This is a genomic window from Nocardioides scoriae, assembly GCF_900104965.1.
Taxonomy (GTDB): domain Bacteria; phylum Actinomycetota; class Actinomycetes; order Propionibacteriales; family Nocardioidaceae; genus Marmoricola; species Marmoricola scoriae.
On sequence record NZ_LT629757.1, the window covers coordinates 1,428,111 to 1,441,114 of the forward strand.

A 13,004-nucleotide genomic window follows, 5' to 3' on the forward strand; every position below is an offset into this window, starting at 1 on the left:
CGAGAAACTTGCGATCGTGCGCTGCGCGAGCCGGTGCCGTGCGCGCGGCGCGATTGCTCGTGTTCGCCCACGACTGGTGGGCTGCGATGGTGCCGAGAAGCGAACGCTCGGCCTGGGTCAGTTCGGGCATGATGCACCTCACGAAGAAGGTGCACCGAACGCCCGTTCACTGGTGCGGTGGTCTGGAGACGAGTCATCCTGGCCCCGCCGCTCCCTGCGGAGCGGTGTACTGCTAACCAACAGAACAATACCAGTTGAGTAGGGCGGACTACCGCAGCCTGTCCACCAGACGCCGGGGGTCGACAACCTCGAAGTCCTCGAGATGGAGCGGGCAACGCACCCAGAGCGGGATACGTCCCTCGGCGAAGGGCAGGTCGATCACCTCCAGGATCTGGTGGGCGCGGCCAGCGCGGTCTGCGATCCAGCTCAGATCGCCGGGACCGGACTTCCGCATCTCCGCAAGGTTGTCGAGAGCGTTACTCAGCAGTTCGTCGTCGTCCAACGACGACCCGGTCAAGACGCGAGCCAAGTAGACGTCAGCGACCCACGGCCGGAGTTGACCCGCGTCCGACCGAGCCCAGGGCAGTGTCGAGTGGAAAAATGTTCCCTGGCTTGTGGCTTGCACCTCGGCGACCATGGGCTGCTTGCCACCGCCGTGACCTTTCGTGCAGCGCAGCGTGAGGCTTCGGCCGTTGCGATCCTCGGACCCAAGGAGGGCTTTGCGTCGCCGTTCGATCTCAACTGCTCGAGTCTGTTGCTGACGCACTGCCGCGCGCACCGTGGATAGGTCGCCTTCGGTCACAACTCCCCCAGGTTAAGCTTCTTGGCTTCCTCGGCGGCACGGGCAGAAGCCTGGGCCTTGGTGTAGCGCATCAGCATGTCGGGGCGGGTCCAGCCGGCGACGGCCATCAGTCCGGACTCGGAGCCGCCGGCCGCGAGCCAGCGGTGCGCGGCGGTGTGGCGCAGCTTGTGGGGATGGAAGCCCGTGATGCCCGCGGCCTCGGCGCGTTCGGCGAGGGTCTTGTGGAGGGCGTCGTAGGAGAACCGCTTGCCCCGGTCCCCCAGCCACAGGTCCGAGGTCTGCGCGAGTCGGTGTCCGCGTCGGAGCCGGAGGTACCGGTCGAGAGCGAGGGTGGCGTCGGGTCCGATGGGCACGACGCGCCCCTTCCCGCCCTTGCCGCGGCGGACGGTGGCGGTTCCAGCGACCAGGTCGAGGTCGTCGACCTCCATGGCGACGACCTCCCCTGCCCGGGTGCCGGTCTCGAACATGACGCGGACCATGGCCTCGTCGCGCCGGAACCGCATCGCGACCTTGGGGTCGGCGCCCTTGGGTGGCTGGCACGCCTTGAGGAGCCGGCGGAGCTCGTCGTCGGTCAGTGGTTCGATGACCCGCTCGTCGAGCTTGGGCGCCTTGACGCCCAGGAACGGGTCGGCGGGGAGCTCGTCCTCCTCGGCCAGCCAGGCGGTGAAGCGGCGGACGGCGAGCTGGCGGGAGCGTGCGGTCGACGCTGCCGAGCCGCTTTCGATGAGGCCAGCGATCCAGCCGTTGAGGGACGTCTGGGTCAACGGACCAGCCTCGCTGGTGTCGCACCAGGCGAGGTAGAAGCGGACGCCGTCGCCGTAGGTCTTGAGCGTCTGGGGGCTCTTGCGCTCGGCGCGCAGGGAGAGCTGCCAGGAGACGGCCAAGGACTCGAGGTCGGCGACGGTGAGGGTCATGGTCGGGCTGGACCCTCCGTCTCGACCTGGGCACGCCGGCGGGCGCGGACCTCCGAGATCTCGTGGCCCAGGATCCCGAACCCCAGCAGGACGAGGCTGGCGAGGAAGCCGACGTTGACCAGCCACAACGGGGCCGAACCGCCCCAGAGCAGCATTGAGCCGGTGAGCAGGCCACCGACCGCGACCGCGAGCGCGAACCACTTGCGGTGGCCGGCCCAGAAGCCCGCCGTGAACTCGCGCCAAGCCAGCTCTCGTGCCGTCCGGGGCCGGCGGCCCAGGCGTGACGCCTCGTCTCGCAGGTCGATCACACGACGGCTCAAGTCGCCGCGCACGACGGGGCCAGCGGCGAAGGCGACCACCATGGCGAGGGTCGTCCAGGGGTGCCACAGGTCGAACAGGGCGAGCGCCAGCAGCACGACGCCGAGGCCGTTGAACCCGTGCCACGCACGGTTCCGCCAGCCTGAGGGCGCTGCTGGCTCGTCCACGGCACGCAGTCTACTGCGATATCTGGACTAGGAGCGCTGTGCGGGGGTAGCGTGTCGCCCACCAGATGCCTCACAAGCCTCTGGCCTGCATGAACACCCAGCGGGCGACACCTACGTCAGTCCAGGTAGTCGCGCAGGACCTGGGAACGGCTCGGGTGGCGCAGCTTCGACATCGTCTTGGACTCGATCTGGCGGATCCGCTCGCGGGTCACGCCGTAGACCTTGCCGATCTCGTCGAGCGTCTTGGGCTGGCCGTCGGTGAGGCCGAAGCGCATCGAGACCACGCCCGCCTCGCGCTCGGACAGGGTGTCGAGCACGGCGTGCAGCTGCTCCTGGAGCAGCGTGAACGACACGGCGTCGGCCGGCACGATGGCCTCGGAGTCCTCGATGAGGTCGCCGAACTCCGAGTCGCCGTCCTCGCCCAGGGGCGTGTGCAGCGAGATGGGCTCGCGGCCGTACTTCTGGACCTCGATGACCTTCTCGGGGGTCATGTCGAGCTCCTTGGCGAGCTCCTCCGGGGTGGGCTCGCGGCCCAGGTCCTGGAGCATCTGGCGCTGCACGCGGGCCAGCTTGTTGATGACCTCGACCATGTGCACCGGGATGCGGATGGTGCGGGCCTGGTCGGCCATGGCACGCGTGATGGCCTGGCGGATCCACCAGGTGGCGTACGTCGAGAACTTGTAGCCCTTGGTGTAGTCGAACTTCTCGACCGCACGGATGAGGCCCAGGTTGCCCTCCTGGATGAGGTCCAGGAAGAGCATGCCGCGACCGGTGTAGCGCTTGGCCAGCGAGACCACGAGCCGCAGGTTGGCCTCGAGCAGGTGGTTCTTGGCGCGGCGGCCGTCCTGCACGATCCACTGGAGCTCGTCGAGCACCTTGGGCGTGATCTTGCCGCCCTTGGCGAGCTTCTCCTCCGAGAAGAGACCGGCCTCGATGCGCTTGGCCAGCTCGACCTCCATCTCGGCGTTGAGGAGGGGGACCTTGCCGATCTGCTTGAGGTAGTCCTTGACCGGGTCGGCGGTCGCACCGGCGACCATGACCTGCTGCTCGGGCTCGTCGGTCTCGTCGGCGGAGGAGACGACGAAGGTGGCCTCCTTCTCGTCCTCCTTGATGGTCGGGTCGTTCTTGACGTCGGCCTCGAACACCTCGTCCGGGACGTCCGCGAGCAGCTTCTTGCCGTCCGGGCCGACGGCGGCAGCCTCGGCCTGGATCTGCTCAGCGGTCTTGGCGGCTGCCGCCCGCTTGGCCGGAGCCTTCTTCGCGGGGGCCTTCTTCGCCGCCGTCTTCTTGACGGTCGAACTTGCCGAGGTAGGGGACAAAACCAACTCTCCAAAGCATTCAGGGAACGTTCAGGAAACCGAGGGGGCGTGACTCGACCCGCTGGTGTCAAACGCTGCTCGTCCATTGTGGCACGAGGACCAAGCCGGGCCGAAACCGCCGTGGGCGCTGGTGTCCACGCTCCGGAACCCCTCCGGAGCGCAGGTCATCGCTCGGCGCGCGCGGCCGCCTTCTGCTCCTTCTTGAAGGCCCGGACCTTCTCGAGCGAAGCGGTGTCGACCACGTCAGCGACCGAACGATACCCCTCGAGGGCGTAGTCACCGACCGCCCGCTCCCACCCCTCGGGGCGCACACCGAGCTGCTTGGCCAGCAGCGCGACGAAGATCTTGGCCTTCTGCTGGCCGAAGCCGGGCAGGGCGGTGATCCGCTTCACCAGGTCCTGCGCGTCGGTGGCCTCGGTCCACAGCCGCTCGGCGCGGCCGTCGTGCTCCTCGGTGACGATGCGGGCGACGGCCTGCACCTTCGCCGCCATCGAGCCCGGGAAGCGGTGCACGGCCGGGGTCTGCGCCACCAGCGCCGCGAACTGCTCGGGGTCGGCGGCGGCGACCTCGGCGGGGCTCAGCGTGCCGAGGCGCTCGAGGATGGTGGCCGGCCCGGCGAAGGCGCGCTCCATCGGGAACTGCTGGTCGAGCAGCATGCCGATGAGCAGCGCGAAGGGGTCGTCCTGGAGCACCTGGTCGGCGCGGTCGTCGCCGGTGATGTGGATCGCCATGGACCGATGCTCCCACCCCCTGTGGACGACGACGAGCACGGTCGCCGCGACGTGGGCAGGATGCCCCCGTGACCCGACCGGTGACCCCGCACGCGACGCGCGCGCTGCCCCCGGCCGTCGTGGCGGGGCTGCGCGCCGAGGTGCGCCGCTTCGTGACCGAGGCCGGGACCCGTCGGCTGGTGCCCGCGACCTGCCGGGTGGGTCGTCCGGGCGGCGCCTCCCTGCTGCTGCCCGGCCCCGGGAGCGACGCCGACGCGGGCCTGCGGGCCGACCTCGTGGAGCGCGCCCTCGACGGCCTGGAGGACGCCCGCGGCGCGCTCGCCTGGGTGGCGCGGTCGGGCCCGCTGCTGGCCGGCGACGAGGAGCTGGCCTGGCACGCCGCGGCTCGGGCGGGCTTCGGCCGCCACGGTCTCGAGGTGGCGGCGTTCGTGGTGCTCAACCGCCACGGCTGGGTCGACCTCGTCGGCGGCGACCAGCGCCGGTGGTCCCGGGTGCGCGCCGCGCCCCGGTAGCGCGGGGCCGTGCACGTGATCGGGTGGGCTCAGAGCGGCCAGGTGTGCACGGGCTCGTTGGAGTGCATGTGGCGGCGGTACTCCAGCAGCGTCAGCCGCAGCGCCTCGGCCCGGTCCTCGCCTGCGGCCTCGTGGGCGGCCACGCGGTCGACGTACCAGGACGCGCCGTTGCGGTGCAGCACGCAGCGCTGCTCGACGATGCCGAGCAGCCGCTCCGCCTCGTCGTCGGCGACGCCCCAGCGCGCCAGGCCCTCGCGCGCCATCGGCAGCAGCCGGCGCAGCACCAGCTCGGTGGCCGGCACCTCGCCCACGCCGGGCCAGTAGACCTTGGCGTCGATGCCGTGCTGGGCGGCGACGTGGAAGTTCTCCTCGGCGGCCTGGAAGGACATCCGCGACCAGATCGGCCGGTCGTCCTCGGCCAGCACCCGGACCAGCCCGAAGTAGAAGGCGGCGTTGGCCAGCGTGTCCACGACGGTCGGCCCGGCCGCCAGCACGCGGTTCTCGACCCGCAGGTGGGGCACGCCGTCGACGACGTCGTAGACCGGGCGGTTCCAGCGGTAGACCGTGCCGTTGTGCAGCTTGAGCTCCGAGAGCGCGGGGGTGCCCCCGGCCTCGAGCACCTCGAGCGGGTCCTCCTCGTCGGTGATGGGCAGCAGCGCGGGGAAGAAGCGGACGTTCTCCTCGAAGAGGTCGAAGATCGAGGTGATCCAGCGCTCGCCGAACCACACCCGGGGACGCACGCCCTGCTCCTTGAGCTCCTCGCTGCGGGTGTCCGTGGCCTGCTCAAAGAGCGGGATCCGGGTCTCGGCCCACAGCCGGCGGCCCAGCAGGTAGGGCGAGTTGGCGCCGATCGCGAGCTGGATGCCGCAGATCACCTGCGAGGCGTTCCAGTACGCCGCGAAGTTGTCCGGGCTGACCTGGACGTGGAGCTGGGTGCTCGTGCACGCCGCCTCGGGCATGATCGACTCGGACGTCGTGCTCAGCCGCTCGGCGCCGGCGATGTCGATGACGAGGTCCTCGCCACGGGCCGCGAGGATCTGGTCGCTCAGCAGCTTGTAGCGCGGGTTGGGGCTGATCCTCGACGGGCTGAGGTGGCCGTCCTCGAGGGTCGGCAGGATGCCGATCATCACCATGTGGGCGTCGACCTCGTTGGCCCGCGTCTCGGCCTCGTTGAGGCTCGCGCGCAGGTCGTCCTCGAAGCCGGTGGCGCCGCGGTCGCCCAGCGGCCGGGGCAGCATGTTGATCTCGAGGTTGAACTGCGCCAGCTCGGTCTGGAAGGCGGGGTCGGCGATGGCCTCGAGCACCTCGGCGCTCTTCAGCGACGGGTGCCCGTCGTCGTCGACGAGGTTGAACTCGATCTCCATGCCGGTCATCGGGTTCTCGACGTCGAAGCGGGACTCGCGCAGCATCCGCGCCAGCACGTCGAGGCAGCGGCGGACCTTCTCCCGGTGCCGCGTGCGGTCGGCGCGGGTGAACTCCTGCAGGTCGACCTCTTCTCCCATGGGCCTGACACTAGACCGCCCGGGCCCCCGGGATCCCCGCGGACGCCGGACGGGGCGCAGCCGGGCTCAGCCCACGTCGTCGAGCACCTGCAGCGCCTCCTGCGGGATCCGCGTCCAGGTCTGCGGCGGCACCGCCTCGACCAGCAGCCGGGCGACGGCAGCGGCCATCGAGTAGTCGGCGTCGGCCTCGTGGCAGCGGTCGATCGCGCACCACGCCAGCGCCCCGTCACCGGCCTGCCAGGCCGCGAAGGCGAGCAGGCTGGCGGGGCCGGGCAGCAGGTGGACGGGGCAGCGCCGGACCAGGTCGCGCCACAGCTCGACGTGGGCCGCTGCGCCCTCCCGGTCGATCTCGGCCCAGGCGACGTCGCGCACCGGCACCTCGTTGGCGAGCGCCACGAGCCGGGCCGCGTCGACCGCGTCGAGCCGCTCCCCCGTCGCCACCTGCTCCCGGACCCGCTGCTGCAGCCAGCGGGCCTCGCGGGCCCAGAACCGCGCGGGGTGGGCGGCGGCGTCGGCGAGCCCGGCCCGCTGGGCGGCGAGCCCGGCGAGCGTGACGGCCTCGGCCCGCTCCACCTCGTCGCCGGCGGTCAGGCTCTCCACCACCTCGCGGCGGCCCCGGTGGACGACCTGGCCCTCGAAGACGCTGCGGGCGGTGAACGGGTGCGAGCCGAGGTCGTACGCCGTCCCGGCCGCGCCGGCGTGCGCGTCGTCCTCCAGCACGGCGAACCACCGACCCGGCTCGACCCGGACCACGTCGATGACCTCGATGCCCACCTCGAGCAGCCGGTCGAGCAGCAGCAGGCCCTGGGTGCGGGCGCGCACCACGTCGTCGGTGTAGACGAGCACGGCCGCCCGGTCGACGCCGTTGGCGGTGCACGCCCCGGTCAGGAGCTCGGCCACCTCCGCCTGCTCCTCGCGCCCGGACGGCAGGTCGACGCGGGCCGAGAACGGCCCGCGGGCGTGGCCGAAGCTGAGCACCACCACCGAGTCCTCGGGGTGGAAGCCCAGCACGAGCGGCACCATCGCGACGAGGTCGGTGGTGGACCGGGCGACGTAGGGCGGGCGCGGGGACGGCGGGGGCACCGGAGGCACGGCGCGCAGGGAGTCGTGCGGGGAGGCGCGGCGGGCGGCACGGGAGCGGCGACGGTTCGACATGGCGCCCACCCTCGGACGCCGCCGGGGCCGCGGGCAGGGGCAGGAGCGGGCCTGTGGAGCAGGCCGGTCGCACCGGCCCCCTGTGGACGGCGGGCAGGCGGGGTGCGTGGCACGATCCGGGGGTGCGTGCCGAGCCGACGATCCTCCACCTGGATCTGGACGCCTTCTACGCCGCCGTGGAGCAGCGCGACAAGCCGAGCCTGCGGGGCCGGCCGGTCGTGGTCGGCGGCACCGGCGGGCGGGGCGTGGTGGCCACCGCGTCGTACGAGGCGCGGGCGTTCGGCGTCCACTCGGCGATGTCGACGGCCGAGGCCCGCCGGCGGTGCCCCAACGCGGCCTTCCTCGGCGGCCGCTTCGACGCCTACCGCGAGGCCAGCCGTCAGGTGATGCGGGTGCTGCGCGAGACCAGCCCGGTCATCGAGCCGCTCTCCCTCGACGAGGCGTACGTCGACCTCGAGGCCGCCGACCTGCCGGACCACTCCGTGGCCTCGGTGAGCGCCCTGGCCCGCGACCTGCGCGCCCGGGTGGCCGAGGCGACCGGCGGCCTGACCGCCTCGGTCGGCATCGGCACCTCCAAGCTGGTCGCCAAGATCGGCAGCGACCTCGACAAGCCCGACGGCCTGGTCGTGGTGGCCCCGGGCCTCGAGCAGGACCTGCTGCGGCCGATGCAGGTGACCGTCATCCCGGGCGTCGGCCCCGCGACCGCGGAGCGGCTGCGGCGCGCGGGCGTGCACACGGTGCTCGACCTGGAGCAGCTCGGCGAGGACGAGCTGGTGCGGCTGCTGGGTCGCGCCCACGGCGGCTCGCTGTTCGCGATGGCCCGAGCCCAGGACCCGCGTCCGGTCGAGCACGCCCGCGGGGCGAAGTCGATCAGCGTCGAGGACACCTACGAGACCGACCACGTCGACGCCGGCCTGCTGTCGGCGCTGCTCGACCGGCAGTCGGCCAAGGTGACCGAGCGGCTCCGCAAGGCCCGGCTCTCGGGCCGCACCGTGTCGATCAAGGTGCGGCTGCACGACTTCTCGACCGTGAGCCGCTCGGCCACGCTGCCGGAGCCGAGCGACGACGGGCGCCTGATCGCCCGGGTGGCCCGCCGGCTGCTCGGCGAGCTGGACACCTCGGCCGGCGTGCGGCTGCTGGGCGTGGGGGTCTCCGGGCTGGCCGACTGGATCCAGGAGGACCTGTTCGCCGACGAGGTGCAGGCCGAGCCCGAGGTCGACGAGGCCATGGCCGCCGCCGTTTTCGCGGCCGCCTCGCGAGGCCAGGGCTGGTCCCCCGGGCTCGACGTCGAGCACGACGTGCACGGGCGCGGCTGGGTCTGGGGCGCCGGGCGCGGGGTGGTGACCGTGCGCTTCGAGACCGCCGAGACCCCGCCCGGACGGGTGCTGAGCCTGGCCGCCGACGACCCGGCCCTGCACCGCTTCTCCCTGGTGCCGCCGGAGGACGACCTCGACCCGCTCAGCCCCGACGCACCCGGAACCTGACCTCGTCGCCCGGCCGCAGCTGGGCGCACCGGGCCAGCGACGCCTCGTCCACCACGCCGACCACGGGGTAGCCCCCGGTCGTGGGGTGGTCGGCGAGGAACACCACCGGCTGGCCGCCGGGCGGGACCTGCACGGCCCCCAGCACCATGCCCTCGCTGGCCAGCTCGCCCGTGCGCTCCCACACCACCGGCTCGCCCTCGAGCCGCAGCCCGATCCGGTTGGACGCGGCGCCCACGACGTACGCCGTCGTCCCCAGCCGCCGCACCGACGCCGGCACGAACCAGTCGTCGCGCGGACCGAGCACCAGGTCGAGCACGCCGGGGGCCGGGACCGGCGCCACGGCGTCCACGGGGACGGGATCGCCCGTGGGGTCGCCGAGCGGCAGCCGGTCGCCCGCGGTGACCGGCCGCGGGCCGAGTCCGGAGAGCACGTCGCTGGACCTCGACCCGAGCACGGGCGCGACCGCGACGCCACCCGAGACGGCCACGCTGGCCCGCAGCCCGGCGGTCGCCGGACCGAGCGTGACGGTGGCCCCCGCGGGCACGGCCACCGCCTGCCCCCACGCGGCCGGACGGCCGTCGACGGCGACCGCCACGACCGCCCCCGTCACCGCGACCGTGACGGCGGCGCTGGTCCGCACCCGGAGCCCGCCCCCGAGCACCTCGAGGGTGGCGGCGGACTCGGGGTTGCCGACCAGGCGGTCGGCCAGGCGGTGCGCCGGGAGGTCCAGGGCCCCCGAGCGCGGCACGCCGAGGTGTGCCAGGCCCGGCCGGCCGAGGTCCACGACCAGCACCTGCGGCCCGGCGTCCAGGACCTCCAGCACGCGCTCAGGCACCGGTGAACCTCACGGTCGTCCCCGGCAGCAGCAGGGCCGGCTCGTCGCGGGCGGCGTCCCACAGCGACACCTCGGTGCGCCCGACCAGCTGCCACCCGCCCGGGGAGGACCGCGGGTACACCCCGCAGAACTCCCCCGCCAGCCCGACCGCCCCCTGGGGCACCCGGCTGCGGGGCTCGTCGCGGCGCGGCACGTGCAGCTCGGCCGGCAGACCGGCGAGGTAGGCGAACCCCGGGGCGAACCCGCAGAAGGCGACCACCAGCTCGGCCGCCCGGTGGCGGGCCACGAGCCCGTCGACGTCGAGGCCGGACAGCCGGGCGACGTCCTCGAGGTCCGGCCCGTCGTACGCCGTCGGGAGCTCGACCACCCGCCGTTCCAGGTCGGCGACCGGACGCAGCTCCCACCCCCCGAGCCCGGAGCGGACCTCCTCGGGCGAGGCCACCCCGTCCAGCAGCACCGTGGTCGCGCCCGGCACCACGTCGACGCACCGGAGCAGCCCGGCCTCGCGCCGCTCCAGCGCGGCCGCGTGGACGGCCCGCACGGCGTCGGTCGAGCCGCACTCGAGCAGCAGCGCGTGCTGACCGACGCGACGCGCCTCCGGGGCGGGCACGCCTCAGCCGTCCTCGCCGGGGCGCGGTGCCCGGCCGTCCCCGGGCCACCACGGGCGCAGGGCCCAGCCGGCGGCCTCCAGCGCCCGGCGCACGGCCCGCGCGGTGGCGACCGCACCCGGGGAGTCGCCGTGCACGCACAGCGACCTCACCTCGCCGGTGCGGGCCATCGCGACGGCGTGGGCCGCGACCTGCTCGGCCCCCTCCACCAGGGCGCCCGGCCGGTCCCGCGGCAGCAGCCGGCCGTCGTCGGTGTAGCCCCGGTCGGGGAACCCCTCGGTCACCGTCACCCGCCCGGCCCCGGCCGCGAGCCGCAGCACGGCCGACCCGGGCAGGCCCAGCACCGGCAGGTCACCGCTGCCGGCCAGCACCGCCGCCGCCTGCTCCTCGTCGTCGACCACGCGGTTGTAGAGCGCACCGTGCGGCTTGACGTAGGCGACCTCGGTCCCCGCCTCCACCGCCAGCGACCCCAGGAGCCCGACCTGCTCCCGGACCCAGCCGACGAGCACGTCGGGGGCCACGTCGAGGTGGCGGCGCCCGAAGTGCGCGCGGTCGGCGTACGACACCTGGGCCCCGACCACCACCCCGCGCCGGGCGGCGCCCGCGCACACCCGGCGCATCGTCTCCTCGTCGCCGGCGTGGAAGCCGCAGGCCAGGTTGGCGCTCGTGACCAGGTCGAGCAGGCCGTCGTCGTCGGTGACGCCCTCCCCCAGGTCGGCGTTGAGGTCGACGTGTCGCGGCTCGCCCATGGGCCCAGTCTGCCGCCCGCGCGACGTGGCCGCGCGACCTCCGCGGCGACCTGCGGGGATGGCGGCAACACGTCACTGAGAAGTGGCTGAGAAGTGGGCTGAGCAGCAACTCGGCGGGGTACCCGGACGTCCTAACCGATGACGCTTCACGAACGTGACGCGGCCGACCCGGCGGGAATCCCGACCACCTCGCAGGCGTTGGACAGCACAGGGTCCTGTGTCGACCCACCTGTAGGAAGGGAACGAGTCAGGTATGACCACCACCGTCCGCAACGAGCGTGAGATCGAGGGCCGCGACAGCGTCGGCCTCTACCTCGACGAGATCGCCCGCACCCCCCTGCTCGACGCCATCACCGAGGTCGAGCTGTCCAAGACGATCGAGGCCGGGCTGTTCGCCGCGAAGCTCCTCGAGGAGGGCCGCATCGGACGCCGCAAGGGCGGCGCCCCCAAGTCGGCCAACGAGGCCGAGCTGACCTGGCTGGTCGAGGAGGGCGAGCGCGCCATGCAGCGCTTCATCAACGCCAACCTCCGCCTCGTGGTCTCCATAGCGCGCAAGTACGGCCGCTCGCAGATGCCGATGCTCGACCTCATCCAGGAGGGCAACACCGGCCTGATCCGCGCGGTCGAGAAGTTCGACTACGCCAAGGGCTACAAGTTCTCGACGTACGCCACGTGGTGGGTGCGCCAGGCCATCACCCGCGGCATCGCCCAGCAGGCCCGCGTCGTGCGGCTCCCCGTCCACGTGGTCGAGGAGCTCAACCAGGTCGGCTCCGCACGCCGCACCCTGGAGCGGCAGCTCGGCCGCGACCCCGAGCCGGCCGAGATCGCCGCCGAGCTCGACATGGACGTCGACCGCGTGCTCGACCTGATGTCGTGGGGACGCGACCACGTCAGCCTCGACACCCCGGTCGACGAGGACGGCGACACCTCGCTGGGCGACCTCATCGCCCAGGAGAGCGCCCCGGGTCCCGACCTGACCGTGCTGGACACCGAGTCCCGCGACCGGCTCAACAACCTGGTGGGCCTGCTCGACGACCGCTCGGCCGACATCGTGCGCTCGCGCTACGGCCTGGTGGACGGACGCCAGCACAAGCTCGCCGACATCGGCGCCCGCCACGGCATCTCCGCCGAGCGCGTGCGCCAGCTGGAGCGGGAGGCGATCACCAAGCTGCGCAAGATCGCCGACCCCGACCTGGCGGCCTGACCCGCGCGGGACACGCGTCCCGCCCACCGACGCTCGGCCGGTTCCGGAACGACCCAGGCGACCCTCAGGGGCGTCCAGGTGCTCCGGAACCCGCCGAGACCACGTCAGCGAAGACCTCCGCGACCCGGTCGCGGAGGTCTTCGCGCGTCCCGGTGTTCTCCACGACGTGGGTCGCGACCGCCAGCCGGTCCTCGCGGGAGGCCTGGGCGTCGATCCGCGACTCGGCGTCCTCACGGGTCCACCCGCGGTCGCGCAGCATCCGCTCGAGCTGGAGCTCGCGGGGCGCGTCGACGACCACGACGTGGTCGAAGTCGCCGGCGCGACGGTTCTCCGCGAGCAGCGGGATGTCGTGCACCACGACGGCACCCGCCGGCGCCTCGGCCTCGAGGGCCGCGATGCGCTCGTAGACGAGCGGGTGGACGATCGCCTCGAGGCGACGCCGGGACTCGGCGTCGCCGAAGACGAGGCGGCCCATGGCCGGTCGGTCGAGGTCGCCCTCGGGCGTCAGCAGCTCCTCGCCGAAGGCCTCCACGACGGCGGTCAGCCCGGGGGTGCCGCGGGCGACGACCTCGCGGGCGAGGACGTCGGCGTCGATCACGACCGCGCCGAGGTCGCGCAGCATCGCGGTGACCGTGCTCTTGCCCGAGGCCACCCCGCCCGTCAGACCCACCCGTGTGCTCACGGGGCGATCATCGCAGGCGGGG

At 73.3% G+C, this 13,004-nt stretch carries 14 protein-coding genes; 3 read left to right on the forward strand and 11 right to left on the reverse strand.

What is annotated here, in order from left to right:
- Positions 1-268: 268 nt before the first annotated feature.
- From BLU55_RS06885 to BLU55_RS06905, 5 genes are all read right to left on the reverse strand, one after another.
- On the reverse strand, positions 269-802 hold the full coding sequence (locus BLU55_RS06885; protein WP_157682768.1) for a hypothetical protein: 534 nt from the start codon (positions 800-802) through the stop codon (positions 269-271).
- Positions 799-1,716, reverse strand: a complete 918-nt coding sequence (locus BLU55_RS06890) for a tyrosine-type recombinase/integrase (protein ID WP_091727643.1) — start codon at positions 1,714-1,716, stop codon at positions 799-801. The genes BLU55_RS06885 and BLU55_RS06890 overlap by 4 nt, the downstream gene beginning before the upstream one ends.
- A complete protein-coding gene (locus BLU55_RS06895; RefSeq protein WP_157682769.1) occupies positions 1,713-2,201 on the reverse strand; it encodes a hypothetical protein in 489 nt (162 codons plus the stop codon). Before BLU55_RS06895 ends, BLU55_RS06890 begins: the two co-directional genes overlap by 4 nt.
- Before the next feature lie 116 nt (positions 2,202-2,317).
- The gene (locus tag BLU55_RS06900; protein WP_331713767.1) at positions 2,318-3,520 is read right to left on the reverse strand and encodes an RNA polymerase sigma factor; all 1,203 of its coding nucleotides are present in this window, start codon (positions 3,518-3,520) and stop codon (positions 2,318-2,320) included.
- Positions 3,521-3,684: 164 nt separating this feature from the next.
- Positions 3,685-4,251: an HhH-GPD-type base excision DNA repair protein gene (locus BLU55_RS06905; RefSeq protein WP_091727648.1), complete on the reverse strand. Its 567-nt coding sequence runs from the start codon at positions 4,249-4,251 to the stop codon at positions 3,685-3,687.
- A 68-nt stretch (positions 4,252-4,319) separates the two neighbouring features.
- Here BLU55_RS06905 and BLU55_RS06910 point away from each other — a divergent pair, with 68 nt between their 5' ends.
- The gene (locus BLU55_RS06910) at positions 4,320-4,763 is read left to right on the forward strand and encodes a hypothetical protein (RefSeq protein WP_091727651.1); all 444 of its coding nucleotides are present in this window, start codon (positions 4,320-4,322) and stop codon (positions 4,761-4,763) included.
- Between the two features lie 29 nt (positions 4,764-4,792).
- On the opposite strand, the gene BLU55_RS06915 is transcribed toward BLU55_RS06910, so the two are convergent.
- Together BLU55_RS06915 and BLU55_RS06920 are read right to left on the reverse strand one after the other, a co-directional pair.
- Complete coding sequence (locus BLU55_RS06915) at positions 4,793-6,265, reverse strand: glutamate--cysteine ligase family protein (RefSeq protein ID WP_091727655.1); 1,473 nt, start codon at positions 6,263-6,265, stop codon at positions 4,793-4,795.
- Positions 6,266-6,331: 66 nt separating this feature from the next.
- Positions 6,332-7,420 (reverse strand): DUF4192 domain-containing protein, encoded by a 1,089-nt coding sequence (locus BLU55_RS06920; protein WP_091727658.1) that lies wholly within the window; start codon positions 7,418-7,420, stop codon positions 6,332-6,334.
- Positions 7,421-7,542: 122 nt separating this feature from the next.
- On the opposite strand from BLU55_RS06920, the gene BLU55_RS06925 reads away from it, so the two are divergent.
- A complete protein-coding gene (locus BLU55_RS06925; protein ID WP_091733549.1) occupies positions 7,543-8,904 on the forward strand; it encodes a DNA polymerase IV in 1,362 nt (453 codons plus the stop codon).
- Here the strand turns inward: BLU55_RS06925 and BLU55_RS06930 are convergent.
- From BLU55_RS06930 to BLU55_RS06940, 3 genes are read right to left on the reverse strand one after another with little or no spacing between them, the layout of a single operon-like run.
- Entirely contained in the window at positions 8,879-9,739 is an 861-nt protein-coding gene (locus tag BLU55_RS06930; protein WP_091727661.1) for a 5-oxoprolinase subunit C family protein, read from the reverse strand. The genes BLU55_RS06925 and BLU55_RS06930 overlap by 26 nt on opposite strands.
- On the reverse strand, positions 9,732-10,349 hold the full coding sequence (pxpB, locus tag BLU55_RS06935) for a 5-oxoprolinase subunit PxpB (protein WP_091727664.1): 618 nt from the start codon (positions 10,347-10,349) through the stop codon (positions 9,732-9,734). The genes BLU55_RS06930 and pxpB overlap by 8 nt, the downstream gene beginning before the upstream one ends.
- A gap of 3 nt (positions 10,350-10,352) precedes the next feature.
- On the reverse strand, positions 10,353-11,096 hold the full coding sequence (locus tag BLU55_RS06940) for a LamB/YcsF family protein (RefSeq protein ID WP_091727666.1): 744 nt from the start codon (positions 11,094-11,096) through the stop codon (positions 10,353-10,355).
- Positions 11,097-11,349: 253 nt separating this feature from the next.
- On the opposite strand from BLU55_RS06940, the gene BLU55_RS06945 reads away from it, so the two are divergent.
- Positions 11,350-12,300 carry a sigma-70 family RNA polymerase sigma factor gene (locus BLU55_RS06945; protein WP_091727668.1) on the forward strand — a complete coding sequence of 317 codons (951 nt, stop codon included), beginning with the start codon at positions 11,350-11,352 and terminating at the stop codon, positions 12,298-12,300.
- Positions 12,301-12,364: 64 nt separating this feature from the next.
- Here BLU55_RS06945 and coaE read toward each other — a convergent pair whose 3' ends face one another.
- Complete coding sequence (coaE, locus tag BLU55_RS06950) at positions 12,365-12,982, reverse strand: dephospho-CoA kinase (protein WP_091727669.1); 618 nt, start codon at positions 12,980-12,982, stop codon at positions 12,365-12,367.
- Positions 12,983-13,004 lie beyond the last annotated feature (22 nt).